Annotated in this window: 20 protein-coding genes; 8 read left to right on the top strand and 12 right to left on the bottom strand. The window is 66.6% G+C overall.

Annotation, left to right across the window (positions count from 1 at the left end; translation table 11 throughout):
- Positions 1 to 20 precede the first annotated feature (20 nt).
- Positions 21 to 443, top strand: a complete 423-nt coding sequence (locus V5F77_RS03565) for a YciI family protein (RefSeq protein ID WP_429003943.1) — start codon at positions 21 to 23, stop codon at positions 441 to 443.
- 104 nt (positions 444 to 547) lie between these two features.
- On the opposite strand, the gene V5F77_RS03560 is transcribed toward V5F77_RS03565, so the two are convergent.
- Positions 548 to 2140, bottom strand: a complete 1593-nt coding sequence (locus tag V5F77_RS03560; protein ID WP_429003942.1) for a gamma-glutamyltransferase family protein — start codon at positions 2138 to 2140, stop codon at positions 548 to 550.
- Between the two features lie 166 nt (positions 2141 to 2306).
- Here V5F77_RS03560 and V5F77_RS03555 point away from each other — a divergent pair, with 166 nt between their 5' ends.
- A complete protein-coding gene (locus V5F77_RS03555) occupies positions 2307 to 2753 on the top strand; it encodes a PPC domain-containing DNA-binding protein (RefSeq protein ID WP_429003941.1) in 447 nt (148 codons plus the stop codon).
- Between the two features lie 10 nt (positions 2754 to 2763).
- On the opposite strand, the gene V5F77_RS03550 is transcribed toward V5F77_RS03555, so the two are convergent.
- On the bottom strand, positions 2764 to 3678 hold the full coding sequence (locus V5F77_RS03550; protein WP_429003940.1) for a DMT family transporter: 915 nt from the start codon (positions 3676 to 3678) through the stop codon (positions 2764 to 2766).
- A 122-nt stretch (positions 3679 to 3800) separates the two neighbouring features.
- Between V5F77_RS03550 and V5F77_RS03545 the strand changes: the two genes are divergently transcribed.
- A complete protein-coding gene (locus V5F77_RS03545) occupies positions 3801 to 4556 on the top strand; it encodes an ArsR/SmtB family transcription factor (RefSeq protein ID WP_429003939.1) in 756 nt (251 codons plus the stop codon).
- A 254-nt stretch (positions 4557 to 4810) separates the two neighbouring features.
- Here the strand turns inward: V5F77_RS03545 and V5F77_RS03540 are convergent, their stop codons facing one another.
- From V5F77_RS03540 to V5F77_RS03525, 4 genes are all read right to left on the bottom strand, one after another.
- Entirely contained in the window at positions 4811 to 8533 is a 3723-nt protein-coding gene (locus tag V5F77_RS03540; RefSeq protein WP_429003938.1) for a vitamin B12-dependent ribonucleotide reductase, read from the bottom strand.
- Between the two features lie 478 nt (positions 8534 to 9011).
- A complete protein-coding gene (mutL, locus tag V5F77_RS03535; RefSeq protein WP_429003937.1) occupies positions 9012 to 10928 on the bottom strand; it encodes a DNA mismatch repair endonuclease MutL in 1917 nt (638 codons plus the stop codon).
- Between the two features lie 446 nt (positions 10929 to 11374).
- Positions 11375 to 11548 (bottom strand): DUF559 domain-containing protein, encoded by a 174-nt coding sequence (locus V5F77_RS03530; protein WP_429003936.1) that lies wholly within the window; start codon positions 11546 to 11548, stop codon positions 11375 to 11377.
- 403 nt (positions 11549 to 11951) lie between these two features.
- Entirely contained in the window at positions 11952 to 12899 is a 948-nt protein-coding gene (locus tag V5F77_RS03525) for a ring-cleaving dioxygenase (RefSeq protein WP_429003935.1), read from the bottom strand.
- Between the two features lie 269 nt (positions 12900 to 13168).
- On the opposite strand from V5F77_RS03525, the gene queE reads away from it, so the two are divergent.
- Together queE and queD are read left to right on the top strand one after the other, a co-directional pair.
- Positions 13169 to 13804, top strand: a complete 636-nt coding sequence (gene queE, locus V5F77_RS03520; protein ID WP_429003934.1) for a 7-carboxy-7-deazaguanine synthase — start codon at positions 13169 to 13171, stop codon at positions 13802 to 13804.
- A gap of 20 nt (positions 13805 to 13824) precedes the next feature.
- Entirely contained in the window at positions 13825 to 14181 is a 357-nt protein-coding gene (gene queD / locus V5F77_RS03515; RefSeq protein WP_429003933.1) for a 6-carboxytetrahydropterin synthase QueD, read from the top strand.
- 13 nt (positions 14182 to 14194) lie between these two features.
- On the opposite strand, the gene V5F77_RS03510 is transcribed toward queD, so the two are convergent.
- Entirely contained in the window at positions 14195 to 14743 is a 549-nt protein-coding gene (locus tag V5F77_RS03510) for an NADPH-dependent FMN reductase (protein ID WP_429003932.1), read from the bottom strand.
- A gap of 122 nt (positions 14744 to 14865) precedes the next feature.
- Here V5F77_RS03510 and V5F77_RS03505 point away from each other — a divergent pair, with 122 nt between their 5' ends.
- The gene (locus tag V5F77_RS03505; protein ID WP_429003931.1) at positions 14866 to 15501 is read left to right on the top strand and encodes a MarC family protein; all 636 of its coding nucleotides are present in this window, start codon (positions 14866 to 14868) and stop codon (positions 15499 to 15501) included.
- 73 nt (positions 15502 to 15574) lie between these two features.
- On the opposite strand, the gene V5F77_RS03500 is transcribed toward V5F77_RS03505, so the two are convergent.
- The 3 genes from V5F77_RS03500 to chpT form a co-directional block, all read right to left on the bottom strand.
- Complete coding sequence (locus tag V5F77_RS03500) at positions 15575 to 16273, bottom strand: sulfite oxidase-like oxidoreductase (RefSeq protein WP_429003930.1); 699 nt, start codon at positions 16271 to 16273, stop codon at positions 15575 to 15577.
- Positions 16274 to 16343: 70 nt separating this feature from the next.
- The gene (locus V5F77_RS03495) at positions 16344 to 17351 is read right to left on the bottom strand and encodes an LLM class flavin-dependent oxidoreductase (protein ID WP_429003929.1); all 1008 of its coding nucleotides are present in this window, start codon (positions 17349 to 17351) and stop codon (positions 16344 to 16346) included.
- 168 nt (positions 17352 to 17519) lie between these two features.
- Complete coding sequence (gene chpT / locus V5F77_RS03490) at positions 17520 to 18179, bottom strand: histidine phosphotransferase ChpT (RefSeq protein WP_429004038.1); 660 nt, start codon at positions 18177 to 18179, stop codon at positions 17520 to 17522.
- 293 nt (positions 18180 to 18472) lie between these two features.
- On the opposite strand from chpT, the gene V5F77_RS03485 reads away from it, so the two are divergent.
- Complete coding sequence (locus V5F77_RS03485) at positions 18473 to 19138, top strand: DUF1134 domain-containing protein (protein WP_429003928.1); 666 nt, start codon at positions 18473 to 18475, stop codon at positions 19136 to 19138.
- Positions 19139 to 19237: 99 nt separating this feature from the next.
- Positions 19238 to 20422, top strand: coding sequence for a hypothetical protein (locus V5F77_RS03480; RefSeq protein WP_429003927.1), 1185 nt, complete (start codon positions 19238 to 19240; stop codon positions 20420 to 20422).
- Between the two features lie 32 nt (positions 20423 to 20454).
- On the opposite strand, the gene V5F77_RS03475 is transcribed toward V5F77_RS03480, so the two are convergent.
- Together V5F77_RS03475 and V5F77_RS03470 are read right to left on the bottom strand one after the other, a co-directional pair.
- Positions 20455 to 21120 carry a DUF2865 domain-containing protein gene (locus V5F77_RS03475; protein WP_429003926.1) on the bottom strand — a complete coding sequence of 222 codons (666 nt, stop codon included), beginning with the start codon at positions 21118 to 21120 and terminating at the stop codon, positions 20455 to 20457.
- A 26-nt stretch (positions 21121 to 21146) separates the two neighbouring features.
- Entirely contained in the window at positions 21147 to 21314 is a 168-nt protein-coding gene (locus tag V5F77_RS03470) for a hypothetical protein (RefSeq protein WP_429003925.1), read from the bottom strand.
- Between the last annotated feature and the right edge of the window lie 62 nt (positions 21315 to 21376).

Raw genomic sequence — 21376 nt, 5'->3', positions numbered from 1 at the left:
CGCAGCCGAGGAGAGAGACGATGCGCGTGATGGTGATGGTAAAGGCGACCGGCGACAGCGAAGCGGGCGTCATGCCCACAAGTGAACTGGTGGAAGCCATGGGCCGGTTCAATGCCGAGCTGGCGGAGGCCGGCATCATGCTGGCCGGCGATGGCCTCAAGCCCTCCGCGCGCGGCAAGCGCATCGCCTTCGACGGCGCGCGCCGCACGGTCATAGACGGCCCGTTCACCGAGACCAAGGAACTGGTCGCCGGCTTCTGGATATGGAAGGTGAAGGACATGGCTGAGGCCGTGGACTGGGTGAAGCGTTGCCCCAATCCGATGTCCGGCCCGAGCGAGATCGAGATCCGCCCACTCTACGAGATGGAGGATTTCAGCGACATCATGACCCCCGACGCGATCGCCCTGCACGAACAGGCGCGTGTCAAGATCGCCCAGGAATGAGCGCCCAGGAATGAGCCCGGGGGATGATCATCCCCCGGTGAGGCCGCCGCAGAGCTTGCGTTCTGCGGCCGAGACCGCGCGCGGCGGGAAAGCACCGCCGCGCCTCAATACCCCAGCGCGCAGCCGTCCTTGCGCGGATCGGAACCGCCCAGCAGGGTGCCGTTCTCCCAGTCGATGGCGATCGCCTGCGCCCCGCCGATGGCGGCGTTGGGCGGGACCACCTGAAGGCCCCGGCGCTCGAAGTCTGCGCCGACGCTGGCGCGCAGCCGCGCCTCCATCTCCACGGTCGCGGTGCCGGGCAGTGGAAACAGGCGCGGCAAATCGATGGCGGCCTGAAGATCCAGCCCGTGGTCGAACAGCTTCGCCAGGAAATGGGCATGGCCCATGGCCTGGTAATGCCCGCCCATGACGCCGAACGACAAGCAGATGCGCCCGTCCTCGGCCACCAGGCCGGGAATGATGGTGTGCAGCGGCCGCTTGCGCGGGCCGATGGCATTGGGGTGCCCCGCCGCGAGCGAGAAGCATTGCCCGCGATTGTGGAACAGCACCCCGCAGCCGGGCGCCATCAGGCCGGCGCCGTAGGGATTGAAGATGGAATTGATGAAGGACACCGCGTTGCGGTCCTTGTCCACGACGCTGATATAGACCGTATCGGAATGCTCCGCCGCCGGCAGGACCGGAGTGATTTTCCCCGCCCGCGCCGGATCGATCCGGGCGGCCAGCGTATCGGCCAAAGCGTCGGACAGCAGATGCTCCACCGGCACCGCGCAGATGCTCGGGTCGGCCAGCACCGCATCGCGCTCGGCATAAGCAAGCCGCGTCGCTTCCACCTCGATGAACAAATTGTCCGCGTCCAGGGGATCCGGCTTCGGCGTGAAGCGCTGGAGGATGTTGAGGATCATCAAGGCGATGACGCCCTGCCCGTTGGGCGGGCATTCATAGATGGTGCGGCCTCGGAAGACGGTCGTGATGGGCGTCACATATTCGCCCTTTGCGGCGGCGAAATCCTCCAGCGTGTGGAGGCCGCCGCGCGCCCGTAGATAGCCCACCATGTCTTCGGCCACCGCGCCGCGATAAAAGGCGTCCGGCCCCTCCTCGCCGATGGCCTCCAGCGTCTGCGCCAGCAGCGGCTGATGCTGGAGCGTGCCCACCGCAGGGGCCTGCCCTTCCACAAGAAAGGTCGCCCGCGCCGTGGGATCGCGCCGCAGCAGGTCGAGCTGGCCCGTGATGTCGAAGGCCACGCGCGGCGTGATGCCATAGCCCGCGCGGGCCATGCGGATGGCTGGATCCAGCACCTCCCGCAAGCTCATGCGGCCATGGTCGGCAATCAGCCGCGCCCAGGCCTCCACCGCGCCCGGCACGGTGACCGCATGGGGCGAATGCCGCTCGATCGTCGTGTGCCCGTTATCGCGATACCAATCGAGGGTCGCCGCAGCGGGGGTGCGGCCGGAGCCGTTATAGGCGACGACCCGGGTCGATCCCTCCGGCGCATAAAGCGCGAAGCAATCGCCGCCGATGCCGGTCGATCCCGCCTCCACCACCCCCTGCACGGCGCAGGCGGCCACCGCCGCATCCATCGCCGTGCCGCCGGCCTTGAGAATCTCCACGGCGGTCAGCGTGGCATCGGGATGGGAGGTCGCCGCCATGCCGTTTCGGCCCACGGCGAGCGAGCGGCCGCCGGTCTCGAAGTCTCTCATGCGCACGGGTCCATCTGGCAGGAATCTGTCTTGGAATCTGTCTTGGAATTAGCATCGCCCCGGCGCCGGCGCATCGGCTTTTGCGGCTCGTCCGCGCACGTCTCAGGGAACACGGACGCCGGTTTTCGGTTGCTAAGGCATAGGTCAATGATCAAGGACCCTCCTCATGCAGAGCAAGCTTCTTGCGGAAAACGGCCCGTTGCGAACGTACGCGATCATTCTGGAGACCGGCGAGGAAGCCATGTCGGTGCTGGAAAAATTCGCGCAACAGGAGCAGCTGACAGCCGCCCAGTTCACCGCCATCGGCGCGTTCAGCGAGGCGCTGCTCAGCTATTTCGACTGGGAGCGTAAGGAATACCTCCAAATCCCCGTGCAGGAGCAAGTGGAGGTCGCCGCCTTCTCCGGCGACGTGGCGCTCGGTCCCGACGGCACCCCCGCCTTGCATGTCCATGCCGTGCTCGGCCGCAGCGACGGGTCGGCCCTCGCCGGCCATCTCACGCGGGCCCACGTGCGCCCCACGCTGGAAATCATGCTCACCGAAAGCCCGGCGCACCTGCGCAAGCGCCACGATCCCGAAAGCGGCCTCGCCTTGATCCGCATGGACGCGCGCTAGCCCCGGCGCGTCACGCGCGGGGGGCGAGGGCTGCCCGGGGCGGTCGCGCCGGCAGGGTCATGGCGACGACCCCGACAACAACGCATCCCAGCCCCATCCAGGCGGTCGCGCTCAGTGCCTCGCCCAGGACCGCGACGCCAATGGCGACCCCGATGGGCACCCGCAGATAGGCCTGCGCCGTGGCGCCGACGGAGCCGAGAGCGTTCAGCAGGCGAAAATAGATCACGAAGGCGAGCGCGGTCGAAACCACCGAAAGCGCGAGCAGCGCGAGCACCGACATCAGTGACGGCGCAAGGGTCCACGGCGCATCCACCACGAGGCTCACCGGAACGAGAAGGGCCGCCCCGGAGATGAGCGAGCCGGCCGCCGGCACCATGGGATCGAGACCCTTGAAGCTCCTGCCGAAGACCGCGGCGCCGGCATAGCAGAGCGTTGCCGCGACGATCGCGAACTGGGCGAAAAGCTCTTGTCCCAGGCCGTCGAGCGCCTCGACCCCGACGATCAGGCATGTGCCCAACAGGCCGGCCGCGGCGCCGAACAGCTTGAGAAAGGTCACCGGCTCGTGCCGCGTCACGAGCGCTGTGAGCAGAAAGGTGAAGATCGGCGAGGTGGAGTTCAGGATCGTCGCGAGCCCCGCGGGCGTGGTCTGCTCGGCCCAGGCGATCAAGGTGAAGGGAACGGCGCTGTTCAGGCAGGCCTGAACCAGGAACCGCCGCCAGCTCCGCCCGTCCCGTGGCAGCCTCACGCCGCGCCAAACAAGGATCGCGGCGAGGATCGCCCCGGCGATCGCGGTTCGCGCCGCGATCAGGGTGAGCGGCGGTATGGTTTCCACGCCGATCTTGATGAAGGTGTAGGAGGCGCCCCACACCGTGGAGAGCAGGAGCAGCAGGGCAAGGTCCATCGCCCGGTTCGAACGTCGTGTCATCGTGTCCCGCTGATGCCGGTGCTTCGTTGCCCCGTCCTAGCGCGCGCAGGGGCGTGCATGTTTCGGCCGGGGCCGAACCTTTCCCTGCTGACCGGCGGCCTTGCCCGCGCTAGGCTCGAACCATGGCCAATGTGGTTTCCGGAAACACCCTTGCCGAGGTGGCGAGCCTCATGGGCGACGCCGCCCGCGCCAACATGCTCTCCGCATTGATGGGCGGCCAGGCGTTGACGGCGGGCGAACTGGCGCGTCACGCCGGGGTCACCGCCCAGACCACCAGCGGCCATCTCGCCAAGCTCTGGGCGGCGCAACTGATCGTGCTGGAGAAGCAGGGACGGCATCGCTATTACCGGCTGGCCTCGCCCGAGGTCGCCGAGGCCCTCCATGCGCTGATGGCCCTCGCCGCCACGGGACCGAAGCGCCACCATCCCCTCGGACCCAGGGACGAGGCTTTGCGGCTCGCGCGTACCTGCTACGACCACATGGCCGGCCGGCTGGCCATGGCCATCGCGCAGGCGCTCTGCCAGCGCGATCTTGTCGTGCTCGGCGACGGCGCGGGCCTCGTGACCGAGGCCGGGCAGCGCTTCTTCTGCGATTTCGGGATCGACCTTGCGCCGGCGGGTGGATCGCGCCGCCCGCTGTGCCGGACCTGCCTCGACTGGAGCGAGCGCCGCCCGCATCTCGCCGGCCGTCTCGGCTCCGCGCTTTTGGACCGGGTGCTGCATCTTGGCTGGGTGGCGCGCAGCCCCGAAAGCCGCGCCTTGCGCATCACCCCCGCCGGCGACCTCGGCCTGCGCACCACCTTCGCCCTGCCCGCCGACTGGCGCATCGCGCCGGGGACTGCGTGTTTGCCGTCAGGAGATGCGGTGATCCACTCATAACTCAGTCTACCGCTGAGGCTTAGATGAATTCAAAAACTGAATTACAGCATCGGGAAGCTGCCGCTTGATACCGTTGCGAATACGATGCGTCCTTCGCAACTGTTCAAGCCGCCTCTCGGCGCATGCGACGCTGACATTGAAACGATTTGCCGATTCCCGACTCGTCGTTCCGGAAAATTGAGGACGCTACCCCTGGTTACTTTGAACCAAAGGAAGCATCCTCAAAGCCAACGGGTGCCCCCGCGCCGCTCGCCTCAGCTACAGCCGGTGGTGCCGCCGCAGGTGTCGCACTTCAGGCAGGTGCCGTTGCGCACCATGGTGAAGTTCATGCACTCGGGGCAGGCTTCGCCCTCATAGCCCTTGGCGCGAGCTTCGGCGCGACGATCCGCCTTGCGCGCCGCGCCCCAGTTGAGCGAGGTCGAGACGTTAATCTCAAGGCTCGGCGCCACGTCGGCCAGCGGCTCCTCCTGCAGGGCGGGGGATAGCTCCGGCTCGGCCTTGAGCGCGGTCGCCCCCTCGGTGCGGGTGCGCAGCAAGGTGACATTGTCGGCCGCCGCGCGGGGATCCGACGGCGGGGTCGTCAGCAGGCTCACGTTCTTGCCGCGCACCAGCCCCTTGGAGACCACGCGCGAGGCGGCGGACGCCGGGGCCCGGCCCTCGTCCACGCCCTTGCCGAGGGCATCGAAGCCGGTCTCGGCCGGGTCCACATGGCCGAGATCGTTGCGGCCGAGATAGGACACCGCCAGTTCGCGGAACACATAATCCAGGATCGAGGTGGCGTATTTGATCGTGTCGTTGCCCTGCACCGGGCCGGCGGGCTCGAAGCGGGTGAAGGTGAAGGCGTCGACATATTCGTCCAGCGGCACGCCATATTGCAGGCCGAGCGAGATGGCGATGGCGAAATTGTTCAGCAACGAGCGAAGGGCCGCGCCCTCCTTGTGCATGTCGATGAATATCTCGCCGAGCGCGCCGTCGTCATATTCGCCGGTGCGCAGATAGAGCTTGTGGCCGCCGACCACCGCCTTCTGGGTATAGCCCTTGCGGCGGTCGGGCATCTTCTCGCGCTCGCGCACCCGGTGCTCGACGATGCGCTCGATCACCCGCTCGACGATCTTCTCGCTGACCGTGGCGGTGCGGGCGGCGGCGGGCTGGGCGACCAGCGCCTCGACCCCATCCTCCTCGTCCTCATCGTCCGCCACGAGCTGGGCGTTGAGCGGCTGGGAGAGCTTGGACCCATCGCGATAGAGCGCATTCGCCTTCAGGGCGAGGCGCCAGGACAGCAGATAGGCCGCCTTGCAATCGTCCACCGTGGCGTCGTTGGGCATATTGATGGTCTTGGAGATGGCGCCCGAGATGAAGGGCTGCGCCGCCGCCATCATGCGGATGTGGCTTTCCACCGAGAGCGAGCGCTTGCCGATGCGGCCGCACGGCGAGGCGCAGTCGAACACCGGCAGATGCTCGGCCTTCAGGAACGGCGCGCCCTCCAGCGTCATGGCCCCGCACACATGCACGTTGGCCATGTCGATTTCGGACTTGGTGAAGCCGAGATGGGCGAGCAGGTCGAACTTGGGATCGGCAAGCTGGGTCGGAGCGACGCCGAGCGACTTCACCAGGACGTCCTCGCCGAAGGTCCAGCGGTTGAAGGCGAACTTGATGTCGAACGCGCTCTTCACCGCGGCTTCCGCCTTGGCCAGCGCCGCATCGTCGAAGCCCTTGGCGCGCAGCGAGGTGTGGTTGATCGCCGGGGCCTGGGCGAGCGAGCCGTGGCCCACCGCATAGGCCTCGATCTCCGCGATCTGCGCTTCGCCATAGCCGAGCGCGCGCAGCGCCTCGGGCACGGCGCGGTTGATGATCTTGAAATAGCCGCCGCCGGCCAGCTTCTTGAACTTCACCAAAGCGAAGTCGGGCTCGATGCCGGTGGTGTCGCAATCCATCACCAGGCCGATGGTGCCGGTGGGGGCGATCACCGAAACCTGGGCATTGCGATAGCCATGCGTCGCGCCGCCGTCGAGCGCCTTGTCCCACGCCGCCTTGGCGTGGGCGGAGAGGCGCGCGTCCTTGATCGAGGCGTGGTCGAGCGGCACCGGGCGCACCGAGAGATCCTCATAGCCGGCGGTCTCGCCATAGGCGGCGCGGCGATGGTTGCGGATCACCCGCAGCATGGATTCGGCATTGGCGTCATAGGCCGGGAAGGTGCCGAGCTGGCCGGCCATCTCGGCCGAGGTGGCATAGCAGATGCCGGTCATAATGGCGGAGATGGCGCCGCCGATGGCGCGGCCCTCGGCCGAGTCATAGGGGATGCCGGACGACATCAGCAGGCCGCCGATATTGGCATAGCCGAGGCCGAGGGTGCGGTATTCGTAGGAGAGTTCGGCGATGCGGCGCGAGGGGAATTGCGCCATCAGCACCGAGATTTCCAGCACCACGGTCCACAACCGGACCGCATGCTCGAAGCTCTCGACGTCGAAGCGCTTCTCGGCGTCGCGGAACTGCAGCAGGTTCAGCGAGGCGAGATTGCAGGCCGTGTCGTCCAGGAACATATATTCCGAGCACGGATTGGAGGCGCGGATCTCGCCGCCCGCCGGGCAGGTGTGCCAGTCGTTCACGGCGGTGTGGAACTGGATGCCGGGATCGGCGCAATGCCATGCGGCCGAGCCGATCTTCTCCCACAATTCGCGGGCCTTGATGGTCTTGGAGACCTTGCCGTCGGTGCGGCGGATCAGGTTCCAGTCGGCGTCCGTTTCCACCGCGCGCAGGAAATCGTCGGTGACGCGCACCGAATTGTTGGAATTCTGCCCCGCGACCGTGAGATAGGCTTCCCCGTCCCAATCGGTGTCGTAGATGGCGAGGTCCAGGTCCTTATAACCCTGGCGGGCATATTGGATGATGCGGCGGATCGCGGCGTCGGCGACGCAGGCCTTGCGGGCGGCCTTGATCTCGCGCTTCAGGGCCGGGTTCTTCTCCGGGTCGAAGCAATCGTCGCCGTTGCCGTCGCAATTTACGCAGGCCTTGAGCACGGCCTTGAGGTGCTTGGCATTGATCTTGGAGCCGGTGACCAGCGCCGCGACCTTCTGCTCTTCGGCGACCTTCCAGTCCACATAGGCTTCGATATCGGGATGGTCGGCATCCACCACCACCATCTTGGCGGCGCGGCGCGTGGTGCCGCCCGACTTGATGGCGCCGGCGGCGCGATCGCCGATCTTCAGGAAGCTCATGAGGCCGGACGAGCGCCCGCCGCCGGAGAGCTTCTCGCCCTCGCCGCGCAGCGAGGAGAAGTTGGAGCCGGTGCCGGAGCCATACTTGAACAGGCGCGCCTCGCGCACCCACAGGTCCATGATGCCGCCGTCGCCGACGAGATCGTCCGCCACCGACTGGATGAAGCAGGCATGCGGCTGGGGATGCTCATAGGCCGAGGTGGAGGCGGTCAGCTCCCCGGTCTGGTAATCGACATAGAAATGGCCCTGCCCCGGGCCGTCGATGCCATAGGCCCAGTGGAGGCCGGTGTTGAACCATTGCGGGGAATTGGGCGCCACCATCTGCATGGCGAGCATGTAGCGGTGCTCGTCGAAGAACGCCTGGGCGTCGCCTTCCGTGTCGAAATAGCCGCCCTTCCAGCCCCAATAGGTCCAGGTTCCGGCGAGCCGGTCGAACACCTGCTTGGCCGAGGTCTCGGCGATGACGCGCTGGTCCTTGGGCAGATGGGCAAGCGCCGCCTCGTCCGCCACCGAGCGCCACAGGAAGGAGGGGACGGCATTCTCCTCCACCTTCTTGAGGCGCGCGGGGACGCCGGCGCGGCGGAAATATTTCTGCGCGAGGATGTCGCTCGCGACCTGGGAGAATTGGGCCGGAACCTCGATGCCTTCCTGGCGGAAGACCACCGAACCGTCCGGATTGCGGATCTCGCTCACCGTCTCGCGGAACGGAATGGCCGCGTAGGGAGACTGTCCATCCGTGGTGTAGCGGCGTTCAACGCGCATGACCGAAGCTCCTCGCCCCTGGGGGCATATATTAGCTCAAAGGGCGCAACCGGTACGCAACAAAGCGGGTACGGCGGCGTGCGCCGTCCCTGGCCGGACTGCTGTGATTGGGGAACCGCGTCGGTCGGGTCCGGGCCGAAGCCTTAGGATTTGTCCGCCGCTGAGGTGGCTGACGCTAGTGTGAGTCTGCCGGTTCCGTCAAACACAGATTTGGGGCCAACGAGGCCGTTCGCCTACTAAATATAGTGGACCACAGCCTGTTAATAAACCCCTAACGCCCTTGCGGCCGCGAGGTTTCCGGGCCGGCGAGCCTGTGGATGGCGCAAGCGCCCGCGCGGCCGTCTTATGCACGTCATCCACAGCCGGCGAAGCATCCGGCGGCCATTTTTTCGCCACCGTCCCGCCGGGCCTTGACCCCTTACGAAACGCCCGCTCCACCCGCTACCGCCGCCGCTTGCCCACTAGCCCTAGTAGGTCCTCACCGGCGGGCGAACAGCTTTTCCATGTCCTTCAGCGACAGGCTGACGAAGGTCGGCCGGCCGTGGTTGCATTCTCCCGCATTGGGGGTCGATTCCATTTCCCGAAGCAAGGCGTTCATCTCCTCCACCTTCAAGCGGCGCCCGGCCCGCACCGAGCCGTGACAGGCCATGGTGGCCGCCACATGCAACAGGCGCCGTTCCAGGGGCAGGGAATCGTCCCATTCCGCCGCATGCTCGGCGAGATCGCGCACGATCCGCGTCACGTCGCCGTCCTTCAGCAGCGCCGGCACCTCGCGCACCAGCACGGCGCCGGGGCCGAAACTCTCCACCACCAGGCCGAGGGCGGCAAGATCGCCAGCCCGCTCGGTCAGCCGATCCGCCTCGGCGGGCTCCAGATCCACCACCACCGGCACCAACAGCCCCTGGCGCGCCACCCCGTCGCGGGCGAGCGCGGCCTTGAGCTTCTCATAGACCAGCCGCTCATGGGCGGCGTGCTGGTCCACCAGGATCACGCCATCGCGGGTCTGGGCGACGATATAGGTTTCGTGCAATTGCGCCCGCGCGGCGCCGAGCGGCTTGTCCAGATCCGCGCCGTCCACGGGGGAGGCGCCGGGCCGAGCATCGGCGGTGGGGGCGCCCACATCCAGCAGGCCCTGGAGCCCCGCTATCGCGGGCCCGGCCCCTGCCCCGCCGTCGGCGAATCCACCATCCGCGATTTCGCTTTCGGTCAGCGGGCGCGCCGGCGAATTCCGCCAATCATAGGGCGCGCCGGGCGTTGGGCGGGGCGCACCGAAGGGCGGCGCCCAAGCCGGCCCCGACGCCATGCCCCCTCCGCCGCTCCGCAAGGGCATGGCGCCGGCTTGCTCCTGCGGCCGGGCGAACGCCACCAGCCGATCCGCCATGCTGCCGGCGGTGCGCGGCGCCCGCAGCCCCAGCGCATCGGTGAGGGTACGCACGATCAAAGCGCGCACATTGCCGCCGTCGCGAAACCGCACCTCGGTCTTGGCGGGATGGACGTTCACATCCACCTCGCGCGGATCGAGGCGGATGAACAGCGCCAGCAGGGGATGGCGGTCGGAGGGCAGCAGGTCCGCATAAGCGCCGCGGATCGCGCCCATCAGCAGCTTGTCGCGCACCGGACGGCCGTTCACGAACACATATTGGGAGAGCGAATTGGCCTTGGAGAAAGTGGGCAGGCCCGCCAGGCCCTCCAGCACCGCCCCGCCCCGCTCCCCCCGCACGGGGATCACATTCTGCCCCGCCTCGGCGCCCAGCACATCGGCGATGCGCAGCGCCCGGCCGGCGTCATCGGCGGTGCGGGCGGGATAAGTTAGGGGCCCGCGCTCCTCGGCGACGATGGTGAAGGCGACATCCGGCCGCGCGAGCGCGAGCCGGCGCACCACGTCGAGCGCGGCGGCGCTTTCCGCCCGGTCGGATTTGAGGAATTTCAGCCGCGCCGGGGTCGCGAAGAACAGGTCGCGCACCTCCACCCGCGTGCCGCCATTGAGCGCGGTCGGACGCGGCGGGGTGATAACGCCCCCCTCGACGCGGATTTCATAGGCATGGGGCGCCCCCGCCGGCCGGCTGGCGATGGTGAGCCGCGCCACCGCGCCGATGGAGGGCAGCGCCTCGCCCCGAAAGCCGAGGGTGGAAATGGACAGCAAATCTTCCGTCGGCAGCTTGGAGGTGGCGTGTCGCTCGATGGCGAGCGACAGCTCGTCCGGTCCCATGCCACCGCCGTCGTCGCTGACGCGAATGAGCCTGCGGCCGCCCCCGTCGATCACCACCTCGATGGCGCGGGCCCCGGCATCGAGCGCATTCTCGACAATCTCCTTCACCGCAGCAGCCGGCCGCTCCACCACCTCGCCGGCGGCGATGCGGTCGATCAGGACGGGCGGCAGGCGGCGGATGGCCATGGGCGAGCGACTCGGAAGACGGGGCGGTCATGATAGCGCGGGCGGGCCGGGTTGGCAGGGCGCAGCAGGCACCGTCCCCGTGATCCCCTGGAGGGGGAGGCTTTCCTCCTCTTGCGATCGCACGTGCTGGCCCCCTCACCCCGACCCTCTCCCCGTGGGGGAGAGGGAGGTCTTTCTCCTGCGCGTTACCTCTCCCTAAGGAGAGCAGGCCCGGCGCTTCACCTCTCCCCGACGGGGAGAGATCGGCCGCGCAGCGGACGGGTGAGGGGAAAGGCATCCCGCACAAAACCCACCGCTCGCGCGCCCCTCACCCCGACCCTCTCCCCGGCGGGGAGAGGGGGGATCTTTCTGCCCGCCTCACCCCTCCCTTAAGGAGAGCAGGCGCCGGCACTTCACCTCTCCCCGAGGGGGAGAGGTCGACCGCGCAGCGGGCGGGTGAGGGGGGCTCAGCGGAACGGCAATTCCAGCTCCAGCCGGATCATCTCGGCGACCCCGTCCAGATTGTCATACACATCCTGGTTCGAGACGCGCACGACTCTGAACCTGCACGCATGCAGATACGCCGTGCGCCGGCCATCGCGGTCGCACTCCGAAAGGCCATCGTGGGTGACGCCGTCCACCTCCACCACCAGCGCGATGCGGCGAGGCAGATGAAGTCGACCACGAACGGGCCGATGGGATGCTGCCTGCGAAACTTCCAGCCCACGAACCGCCGCCCCCGCAACAGGCGCCACATCACCGCTTCGGCGGAGGTCTGTTCATTGCGCAAGCCTCTGGCGCGTGTGACGAGAGAGGTCATATCCCCAAAGCCCCTGTCCCGCCTCAGTTTCGCCGAGGGGAAGGGCGCTGCGCAAGACCGCGTCGCGCGGATCGGGGTGCTCAGGTGAAAAGGCGCCTCTTGCCCCCTCACCCCGGCCCTCTCCCCGGCGGGGAGAGGGGGTTTATTTTCCAACACGCCTCACCTCTCCCCCACAGGAGAGGTCGACCGCGCAGCGGGCGGGTGAGGGGGGAGCCCCTCAAGCCTCACGCCGCAAGCGGCTTCAGCCCGGCCTCGATCTGCGCCCGGCGCGCCTCCAGAAAGGGCGGGAGCGAGAGCTTTTCGCCCAAGGTGGCCAAAGGCTCGTCGGCCGTGAAGCCGGGTTCGTCGGTGGCCAGTTCGAACAGGATGCCGTTGGGCTCGCGGAAATACAGGCTGCGGAAATAGAAGCGATCCACAGGCCCCGAGGACGGCACGCCGACCTCGCGCAGCCGCGCCGCCCAGGCGTCGTATTCGGCGAAGGTCGGCACGCGGAACGCCACGTGATGCACCGCCCCCGCCCCTTGCCGCGCCGGGCCCATGCCCTTGTCCACCCGCACCTGCACTTCGGCCGCCGGTCCGCCCTCGCCCATCTCGTAGACGAAGGTCTCCACCCCATCCGCCCCCGCAAAGCTCCTGGCCTTGCGCATGCCCATCACATGGGTGAGCACGGCATCGGTCGGAGCAAGGTCCGGCACCGAGAGGGTGATGGGGCCAAGCCCACGGATCTGCTGGGAGGCGGGAACCGGGCTGCGTGCCCAGGCCGTGCCGGGACCATGCCCGCCATCGACGATGAGGCTGAGGCGCTGGCCCTCGCGATCCTGAAAGTCCAGCGTCGCCCGCCCGTCCCGCTCGGCGATCGGGGTCGTGGCCACGCCGAGATCGGACAGGCGCTGCGCCCAATAGTCGAGCGCCGCCGCATCGCGCACCCGAAGGCCGGTGCGCACCACCGCATTGGTGCCGCGCTTTTCGGGCGTCACCGGCCAGTCGAAGAAGGTGAGGTCGGTGCCCGGGTTGGCTTCCCCATCGGCATAGAAGAGGTGATAGGCCGAGGTATCGTCCTGGTTCACGGTCTTCTTCACCAGCCGCATGCCCAGCGTATTGGTGTAGAAATCATGATTATACGGAGCATCGGCGGTGATGGCGGTGAGGTGATGGATGCCGGTGAGCTGCATGGCCGTCTCCCGAGGGCGGCTCCTGCCGCCATGATGGGGTTGCGACCCGACGTTTCGGCGCCGGGTCCGTGGCCATTTACTTAAGGGGCCGCCCGTCGGGAGGCGAGCCGCGTCGGCGCAAACCGAGTTTGCGAAGGCGCATGCGAACGTCCTGCGGAATTTCGCCGAACATGCCGCGAAAGATACGCGAACATGCCAATGACCGGCCTGTTCATCTTCGAAAATCCGGCCCCTGCCCTTTCCCGGAAAAATCCGCTAAGAGGCCGCCCATGTCCTATGCGGTGAAGGAAATGTTCAAGACCCTCCAGGGCGAGGGCGCCCAGGCGGGCCGCGCGGCCGTGTTCTGCCGTTTTGCCGGATGCAACCTCTGGTCGGGGCGGGAGGCGGATCGCAGTACCGCCGTATGCCGGTTCTGCGATACCGATTTCGTCGGCATGGACGGGGATGGCGGGGGCCGGTTTGCCGATGCGGAGGCACTCGCGGACGCGCTGGTCCGGGTCTGGGGCGGTGCCGACCCGGCGCGGCGCTATGTGGTGTTCACCGGCGGTGAGCCCTTGCTGCAACTGGATTCAGATCTCGTGGCGGCGACCCACGCGCGCGGCTTCGAAATCGCCATCGAAACCAACGGCACGCTGGAACCGCCGGATGGAATCGATTGGATCTGCGTCAGCCCGAAAGCCGGCGCCGATCTGGTGCTGAAGCACGGGCAGGAGCTGAAGCTGGTCTATCCACAACCTGAAATTGTGCCGGATAGCTTGGCCGGGCTGGATTTCGCCCATTTCTTCCTGCAACCCATGGATGGCCCCCGACGGGTGGAGAACACCGCCGCCGCGGTCGCCTATTGCCTCGACCATCCGCGCTGGCGCCTCAGCGTCCAGACCCACAAGATGGTTGGAATCCCTTAAGTTTTCACCGAGCATATGCCATGAAGATCACCCAGGCCTTCACCTTCGAAGCCGCCCATCGCCTGCCGAACGTGCCGCAGACCCACCGCTGCTTCCGCATGCACGGCCATTCCTACCGGGTCGAGCTGGTGCTGGACGGGCCGGTGGATCCCCATAGCGGCTTCGTCGTCGACTTCTTCGACGTCGAAGCCGCTTTTGCTCCGCTTCTCAAGCGGTTGGACCATTATTGCCTGAACGAGATCGAAGGGCTGGAGAACCCGACGGCAGAGCATATCGCGGTGTGGATCTGGGAGCGCGCCAAGCCCGCCCTGCCCGCACTGTTTGCGGTAAAAGTATTTGAAACGCCAATGTCTTGGGCGGAATACCAGGGCGCCTGAGCGCCCTGGTGGATCAGGGCGCCACCCGCCGGACATAAGCCTCGAACGCCTTCAGCTGGCCACCGATGAAGTCGCGCGTTCCCGCATCGGAAAGCTCTCCCGCCTCATTCACCTTGGTCTGCGCCTGACCGACCATCACCTCCGGCACGTTCATCACGAACGCGTCCAGGAACACCAGGATCTGGCGCAGATGATATTGCGCCCGCGCCCCGCCGAACACCCCCATGGACGCGGACTGGATGAGAACAGGCTTTTCCTTCAATGGCTTATCGGGCAGGCGCGACACCCAGTCGATGGCGTTCTTAAGCCCGCCGGGCACGGAATAATTATATTCCGGCGTCACGATCACCAGCCCGTCGGCGCCTTTCAGCATGGCGCCGAGCGCGGTGACGGCGGCGGGAAAGCCCACCGCCTGAAGGTCCGCATCATAGATGGGAAGCTCCGCGACAGAGGGCAAAAGCTCCACCTCGACACCTGCCGGAGCCAATGATTGCAACGCACGGGCGATCGCCGCGTTGTAGGAACCCTTGCGGACACTACCGACCCAGACGACCCACTTCATGGCTTCTTCCTCATGGTTGTGCCCAACGCCGACCCCGCCGCTGACGCGAAGAGCCCACAGATGAGTGGCGCTGGCGCGTGAATTATTGCACTTTCGCCCGATTGATACATGGGGCGGATAGTATGCTTGAGGATTACGATCTGTTCTTGACCCAGTTCGTAACACTCTGGGCCGTGCTGGAACCGATAAGCCACCTATCGATGTTCGTTGCGACCACGGCGGAGATGCCCCCCATACAGCGTCGCAAGACCGCGCTTCTGAGCTGCTTCTTTGCTTTCCTGATTTTGGTCTTCTTCGCCATCGCGGGCCGGGCGCTGCTGGACGCCATGCACGTCTCGGTTCTGTCGTTTCAGATCGCGGGCGGCCTCATCCTGTTCATCTTCGCAACCAGCATGATCTTTTCCGATCCCCACGCCGCGCCGGCGCTGGAAATCGACTCCGACAAGAACATAGCCTCGCTTGCCGTCTACCCGCTTGCGATCCCGATCATCGCCGGGCCGGGTGCGATCCTCTCCGTGGTCATCCTCGCCGACAATAACCGCGGCATGTTTGAACATCAGGCCGTGACGGTCAGCGTGCTGGCTTTGCTCATGGGCCTCTTGGCGGTGCTGTTCTTCCTCGGGGATTATGTGCTCAAGCTCATCGGCCGTTCAGGCGCGAACCTGATCCGCCGCATCATGGGGCTGGTGCTCGCCGCCCTTTCGGTGGATATCGTGCTGACGGCGCTGGCAAGATGGCTGCACCTCCCACCCATCTGAACCTCTCGCTGCTCTGAACTTGCCGCCCAACTGAACTTGCCGCCAACTCTGAGTTGAGTGCGCACCGCGCCCCTTATTCTTCGGAATAACGCTGTTCCTTCCAGGGATCGCCGCGCTCGTGATAGCCGCGCTCTTCCCAGAAGCCGAGCTTATCCGCCGAGATGAACTCGATCCGCTTCAACCACTTGGCGCTCTTCCAGAAATACAGATGCGGCACCACCAGGCGCATGGGGCCGCCATGCTCGCGGGTCAGCGCCTCTCCCTGCCAGCTATGGGCAAGGATGGCGTCGGGCGCGGCGAAGTCCTCCAGCGGCAGATTGGTGGTATAGCCATCATAACTGTAGAGCAGAACGAAATGCGCCTCGGGCTTCGGCTCGACCATGGCCAATAGATCGCGGGTGGATACCCCATCCCAGCCATTCTCATAGCGCGACCACGTGGTGACGCAGTGGATATCGGTCACCTCATGGGTCTGCGGCTGAGCGCGGAAGGCGCTCCAGTCCCAGGACAGCGGGTTTTCAACCAGCCCATCCACATCGAGCCGCCAGGACATGGGCGAGACGAAGGGCTGCATGCCGAGGTCGAGCACCGGCCAGTCCTTCACCAGGTGCTGGCCGGGCGGCAGGCGGTCCGCCTCGGGTCGGGAGATCCGCCCGGTCAGGAACCGCCCTTCCTTGGCCCAACGCTGCTTGGTCCGTGTGAGCTTGGTTTCCGCCGCTCCCGCATCGCTGGAGGAGGCATCTGCGGGGGAAGGCGAAGGTTCGTCATTCATGACCCGCTCCATTCAAAAACAAGCGTTTCGCCCGGCGTGTGCGCCAGCGTCCCACAGCCTGGCGCGGGCCTCAAGCCAAAGCCGGCACCGCAGGCGAGATGGCGCCGACATCGGCGAGAATCTCATAGCTGCGCAGGCGCGCATCATGGTCGTGGATCGCGGCTGCAACCATGAATTCGTCGGCCTTTGTCTGCTCCGCCAGCCGATCCAGTCCGGCACGGATTGTGGCGGGGCCGCCGACCACCGAGCACGCCAACATGCCGGACGCCTGAATCTTTTCCGTGGGTGACCAATAGGCCTCGATATCGTCGATCGGCCGGGGCAGCAGGCCGCGGGTGCCGCGGAACATGTTGGTGAAGGCTTGCTGGGCCGAGGTGAACAAGCGCTTTGCCTCCGCATCGGTCTCGGCGGCAATCACGTTCACCCCCACCATGGCGTGCGGCTTGGCCAGTTGCGCGGAAGGCTCGAACCGCTCGCGATAAACGTCCAGGGCCTGGAGCACCGCATCCGGCGCAAAATGGGAGGCGAAGGCGTAGGGCAGGCCGAGCATGGCAGCGAGCTGGGCGCCGAACAGGCTGGAGCCGAGAATCCAGAGCGGCACATTGGTGCCGGTGCCCGGCACCGCGCGGATCGTCTGGTCGGGGCGCGCCGGACCGAGCAGCGCCTGCAATTCCAGGACATCCTGAGGGAAGCGATCGGAAGAGGCGGGATCGCGATGCAGGGCGCGAAGCGTGCGCTGATCAGTCCCCGGCGCACGGCCAAGCCCCAGGTCGATGCGGCCGGGAAAGAGCGTCGCGAGCGTGCCGAACTGCTCGGCGATCACCAGCGGCGAATGATTGGGCAGCATGATGCCGCCGGCCCCCACGCGGATGGTCTTGGTGCCGCCGGCCACATGGGCAATGACAACAGAGGTCGCCGCACTGGCGATGCCGATCATATTGTGGTGCTCGGCGAGCCAGAACCGGGTGTAGCCCAGTTTTTCCGCGTGGCGCGCCAGATCAAGGGACCGGGCCAAAGCGTCGGCCGGTGTTCCGCCCTCGGGAACCGGGGCGAGATCGAGAATGGAAAGAGGGGGCATGAAACGTGCGCTCCTTGGGTGCGGACGCCCTAAGGAAGCCCGCGACGTGTCAGCTGCGCCGGCAGACATGCGCCCCCACCGGCGCTGAGAGAGATGGGCCCACAGGGCCGAAAAACAAGGGCGCGCTGTCCTCAGACTTCCGCATGAAACGGGCCGGCAGTCTCCGCATCAGCTCGCGAGAGCGCTCAACACAACAGTTTCCCCATCGATGGCGAAGCTCACTTCGATGCCGCAATCGCGCGCGAGCAAGCCGGCATAATAGGGCTGGATGGCATGGGCATCGAGGCCGCCGTCGGGGATGCCGCCTGCGATCAGAGCTTGAACCGACTGGGGGATGCGGGCGCTCACGCCGTTGGTGGTGATGACAAATCCCTGCCCGACCCCGCCTTGTGCCGCATCCACCTTGATCAGGCCGCCACGGGGAATTGTCGTGCCGGCCAAAAGCACCAGATTGAGCAGCAGCTTCACCCGGTTCTTGGGCTGGAACTCGCGGGGCAACGTCCATTCGATCTTGGTGCGGCTGTCCTCCATCATACCCCGCACCACCTGGTCGGCGTCGCTGAGATCGATGGTGGCGCCGGCGGAACCGGCGGCGCCGAAGGCGAGCCGGGTGAATTGCAAGCGAGCGGAAGCCTGACGCGCGCTCTTGGCGATCAGGTCGAGCGCGACCTCGCGCATATCGGCCGCGTCTTCGTCTTCCAGCACCTCAAGGCCGTTCACGATGGCCCCCACCGGGCTGATCACATCGTGGCAGACCCGCGAGCACAGCAGGGCTGCGAGATCGAGGGCAGAGACGGCAAGCTTCACGGGGGCGTCGGAAAGGGACATGGCAGATCCGTAGACGGCGAGACCGGCCGATCCACCCGCGAGGGCGAAGCCGGCAATGCCCGCGAGAGCGAGTGCGGTCTGATACCCCGCGCGTTTGCCGGCCACAAGCCGGCTTTGGAACAGGCCGAGGCGGAAATCCTGCATTTGCGGGGCTCCTCCGGGCCGACCCGGTGTTTCTCCGGCTCGACTTAAAGGGTTGAATGCCTTGCCTCGCGCCTTTTCTGCGTCACAGTCATCGGCGAACCTAAGCTGCCGATTCGCGGCGATCCTCGAAAGCCCAGCGCGAGACCTTCATGACCGCTCTGCGATCCGCCTTCTTCCGCTTCGCCGCTGCGTCCGCGCTCTGCGCCGGCTTCGCGGGAACCGCTTCCGCACAATATGCGCAGCAGCCGCAAGCGGCGCCGCAATATGTCCAGGGCCAGCCGCAGCAGCAGTATGCGGCCCAGAACCGCTATGCCCAACCCAACTCCCAGCCCGCGCCCTATTCAACCAACGAATTGGTGAGCAAGGGCCATTCGTTCTTCGGCAGCGTGTCGCGCGGTCTGGCGCTCTCCATCGAGAAGGCCGTGGGCCAATGGGGCCAGCCGAACGGCTATATCCTCGGCCAGGAAGGCGGCGGCGCCTTCGTCGGCGGCCTGCGCTATGGCGAGGGCACGCTCTACACCCGCAACGCGGGTGACATGAAAGTGTTCTGGCAGGGTCCGTCCATCGGCTGGGATTTCGGCGGCGACGGCGCGCGAACCATGATTCTGGTCTATAATCTGCGGACTGTGGACGACGTCTTCCGGCGCTTCGGCGGCATTTCCGGTTCCGCCTATTTCGTCGCCGGCTTCGGCATGACCGCGCTGACCGCCGACAACATCGTGGTGGTGCCCATTCGTTCCGGTGTCGGGGTACGTCTCGGCGCGAATGTCGGCTATCTCAAGTTCACACCGCAGGCCACCTGGAACCCATTCTGATCGCGCTGCCTGCTCCCCCCGCTGGCACGAAGGGCTGTGGCGTCGTATGTATGACGTCATTGCAGTCGAAAGCGTAGGTTTCGCGTGATCGAGCAGATCATGTATTTCGCGTTGGGCGTCCTCGGGGCGACCCTCGTGGCTCTAATGGTGCTGCCTGCCGTCTGGCATCGCGCGGTGCGTCTAACCACGCGCCGCATCGAAGCGGCGGTGCCCATCTCCATGTTCGAGATCCAGGCGGAGAAGGATCAGCAGCGTGCCGGCTTCGCGCTGAACCAGCGCCGCCTCGAACTCCAGCTCGACGCCGTGCGCGAGAGCGTGGTCGAACACGCGCACACCATCGAGCGGCAACGCCAGCGCACCGTGGAGCTTGAAAAAGCCCTTGCTGCGAAGACCGCCGAGCATGAGGCGCTCTCGGTCGCCCACGGCGCGCTTGAAGCTCGCTTCAATGCCGAACAAACGGCGCTGATCGAGCGCAATGCGCAGCTTGCCGAGACTTCCACCGCACTGGCACGGACTGAGGCCGATCTCTCGCAAACCCGCGAGACGCTCGCCACCACCACCGGGCGCGCGGACGACCTTGCAACCCGCTTAGCCGAGCGCGAAGCCACTTTGGCGGCGCGGGTGGCGGACGTGGCGGCGCTGGAAGCCGAGCGGGCCGGCCTCAAGGCCGATCTCGCGGCGACCCGCCTGCAGTTCGAGGAGACCAGCACCACCCTCGCGGCGGAACGCACCGCCGCTTTGGCCGCTGCCGCGAGCGCCGAAGCGGAGCGCATGCGCCTCGAAGCGGCGCTTGCTGACGTGCGGCAGCGCCTCGTCGCCAGCGAGACCCTCGCCTCCGGGCAGGCGGCGACGCTTTCCGCGCAGGCGGCCGAGCTGGAAAGCTTGAGAACGCGCATCGCGGCGAGCACGGCCGATCTGGAGGCCAGCCGCGGCGTGCTTCAAGCGCTGGCCCAGCAGCGCGCCAACGAATTCGCTGCGGCTGAAACCCAGCAGACCCGGCTTTCCCAGGCGCTCGACATGCTGCGGGCGGACCATTCCATGATGGAAACCGCGCTTGCCAAGGCGCGTGCGGAACGCGACGCCTCTATCGAGCGTGACGGCGACCTCGATCTTCTACGCACGACTTTGACCGGCTTGGCGGAGCAGGTGGTTGCCCTCGCGGCTCCCATCGCTGTGACTGCCGCCAATGAGGAAAGGCCGGCACTGCCCGGCGTCCCTTCAGTTGAGAGCATCGGCGAACCCGCGGAAGCCACTGGAGCCAAGCGGCGCAAGCGCGCAAGCTAGTTTGCGAAGACACCGCAATTACGCTGGCACAGTCAGCGGGATGGATTTCCGGTGGAATCCCGCGACACCACCAAATCCTCGATCCGCCGCTTAAGATCGCTGGAGATCTTGGGATAGCGCTCCGGCGTGACGAAGGCGGCGGGCGAATAGGGTATCCCGCCCCGCGCGCCGGCGAAGATGCGGGGACCATCCGCCTGCATCACGATATCGCCCTTCTGCAAGGAGGTATCCTCCTCGATCGCCACCGAAGCCAGGCCGAGCGGCCCGTTGCCGGTGCAGGAGCAGGAATCGGCGAGCCTGGTGCGATACCGGAAAGCATTGGGAAGATCGGAATAGGAGCTTCCGCCGCGATCGGTGGCATGCTCGATACTGCCGCCACGAAATACCGTGGTCTGCGCCGCAGGGCAGAGCGCGGCGCAGCGCCCTTCTTCCTGGTCCGATGTGACACCCGAGAGAGGGAAGTACCTGCCATCGCAGGTGCGCACGCAATAGGCCACGCCGCGCCCTTCGCTGCGCCGGGGTTCAATCCCCGGCGTCACGACGATGGACGGCGGCGGCGGCTGCGTCACCGATCTGACAATGCCGCCAAACAAGGCGGCGAAAAAATCACCTGACGTCTGCGCCGCTGCAGGGAGGGTGCTCGCTGCCAACAGCATCAGTGCGGCAGCGGAAATACGTGTCTTCGCCGCCGGTCGCATGGCGATGCTTCCAGATGAATGAGACATCAGCCGAGGGGGACGGGCGGCACAATCAGCGCGGCGAACGCACTCGGCCCGTAATAGGGCTGCTTGGGCGCGGGCGTATTGAGCTCGGGAAGAACCACGAAAGCGGAAGCGGAAACAAGCGTCACCATCATGCAGACGATGAGCAGAGCGCGGGCGATCATTCGCATGGCATAACTCCATCGGAGACACACCGTCCTCCCGTTTGTCATGGAGGACTGCCATGAGAACG

It is taken from the genome of Roseixanthobacter psychrophilus, assembly GCF_043195195.1.
Taxonomy (GTDB): Bacteria; Pseudomonadota; Alphaproteobacteria; order Rhizobiales; family Xanthobacteraceae; genus NCEH01.
The sequence above is the reverse complement of the archived record's forward strand: the minus strand, read 5'-3'. Positions and strand labels throughout refer to the sequence as shown.

What these genes read in the sequence shown, in the direction of transcription:
- V5F77_RS03565 (WP_429003943.1), top strand. Translation starts at nt 21, where the DNA reads ATGCGCGTGATGGTGATGGTAAAGGCGACCGGCGACAGCGAAGCGGGC.
- V5F77_RS03560 (WP_429003942.1), bottom strand. Translation starts at nt 2,140, where the DNA reads ATGAGAGACTTCGAGACCGGCGGCCGCTCGCTCGCCGTGGGCCGAAAC.
- V5F77_RS03555 (WP_429003941.1), top strand. Translation starts at nt 2,307, where the DNA reads ATGCAGAGCAAGCTTCTTGCGGAAAACGGCCCGTTGCGAACGTACGCG.
- V5F77_RS03550 (WP_429003940.1), bottom strand. Translation starts at nt 3,678, where the DNA reads ATGACACGACGTTCGAACCGGGCGATGGACCTTGCCCTGCTGCTCCTG.
- V5F77_RS03545 (WP_429003939.1), top strand. Translation starts at nt 3,801, where the DNA reads ATGGCCAATGTGGTTTCCGGAAACACCCTTGCCGAGGTGGCGAGCCTC.
- V5F77_RS03540 (WP_429003938.1), bottom strand. Translation starts at nt 8,533, where the DNA reads ATGCGCGTTGAACGCCGCTACACCACGGATGGACAGTCTCCCTACGCG.
- mutL (WP_429003937.1), bottom strand. Translation starts at nt 10,928, where the DNA reads ATGGCCATCCGCCGCCTGCCGCCCGTCCTGATCGACCGCATCGCCGCC.
- V5F77_RS03525 (WP_429003935.1), bottom strand. Translation starts at nt 12,899, where the DNA reads ATGCAGCTCACCGGCATCCATCACCTCACCGCCATCACCGCCGATGCT.
- queE (WP_429003934.1), top strand. Translation starts at nt 13,169, where the DNA reads ATGTCCTATGCGGTGAAGGAAATGTTCAAGACCCTCCAGGGCGAGGGC.
- queD (WP_429003933.1), top strand. Translation starts at nt 13,825, where the DNA reads ATGAAGATCACCCAGGCCTTCACCTTCGAAGCCGCCCATCGCCTGCCG.
- V5F77_RS03510 (WP_429003932.1), bottom strand. Translation starts at nt 14,743, where the DNA reads ATGAAGTGGGTCGTCTGGGTCGGTAGTGTCCGCAAGGGTTCCTACAAC.
- V5F77_RS03505 (WP_429003931.1), top strand. Translation starts at nt 14,866, where the DNA reads ATGCTTGAGGATTACGATCTGTTCTTGACCCAGTTCGTAACACTCTGG.
- V5F77_RS03500 (WP_429003930.1), bottom strand. Translation starts at nt 16,273, where the DNA reads ATGAATGACGAACCTTCGCCTTCCCCCGCAGATGCCTCCTCCAGCGAT.
- V5F77_RS03495 (WP_429003929.1), bottom strand. Translation starts at nt 17,351, where the DNA reads ATGCCCCCTCTTTCCATTCTCGATCTCGCCCCGGTTCCCGAGGGCGGA.
- chpT (WP_429004038.1), bottom strand. Translation starts at nt 18,179, where the DNA reads ATGTCCCTTTCCGACGCCCCCGTGAAGCTTGCCGTCTCTGCCCTCGAT.
- V5F77_RS03485 (WP_429003928.1), top strand. Translation starts at nt 18,473, where the DNA reads ATGACCGCTCTGCGATCCGCCTTCTTCCGCTTCGCCGCTGCGTCCGCG.
- V5F77_RS03480 (WP_429003927.1), top strand. Translation starts at nt 19,238, where the DNA reads ATGTATTTCGCGTTGGGCGTCCTCGGGGCGACCCTCGTGGCTCTAATG.
- V5F77_RS03475 (WP_429003926.1), bottom strand. Translation starts at nt 21,120, where the DNA reads ATGCGACCGGCGGCGAAGACACGTATTTCCGCTGCCGCACTGATGCTG.
- V5F77_RS03470 (WP_429003925.1), bottom strand. Translation starts at nt 21,314, where the DNA reads ATGCGAATGATCGCCCGCGCTCTGCTCATCGTCTGCATGATGGTGACG.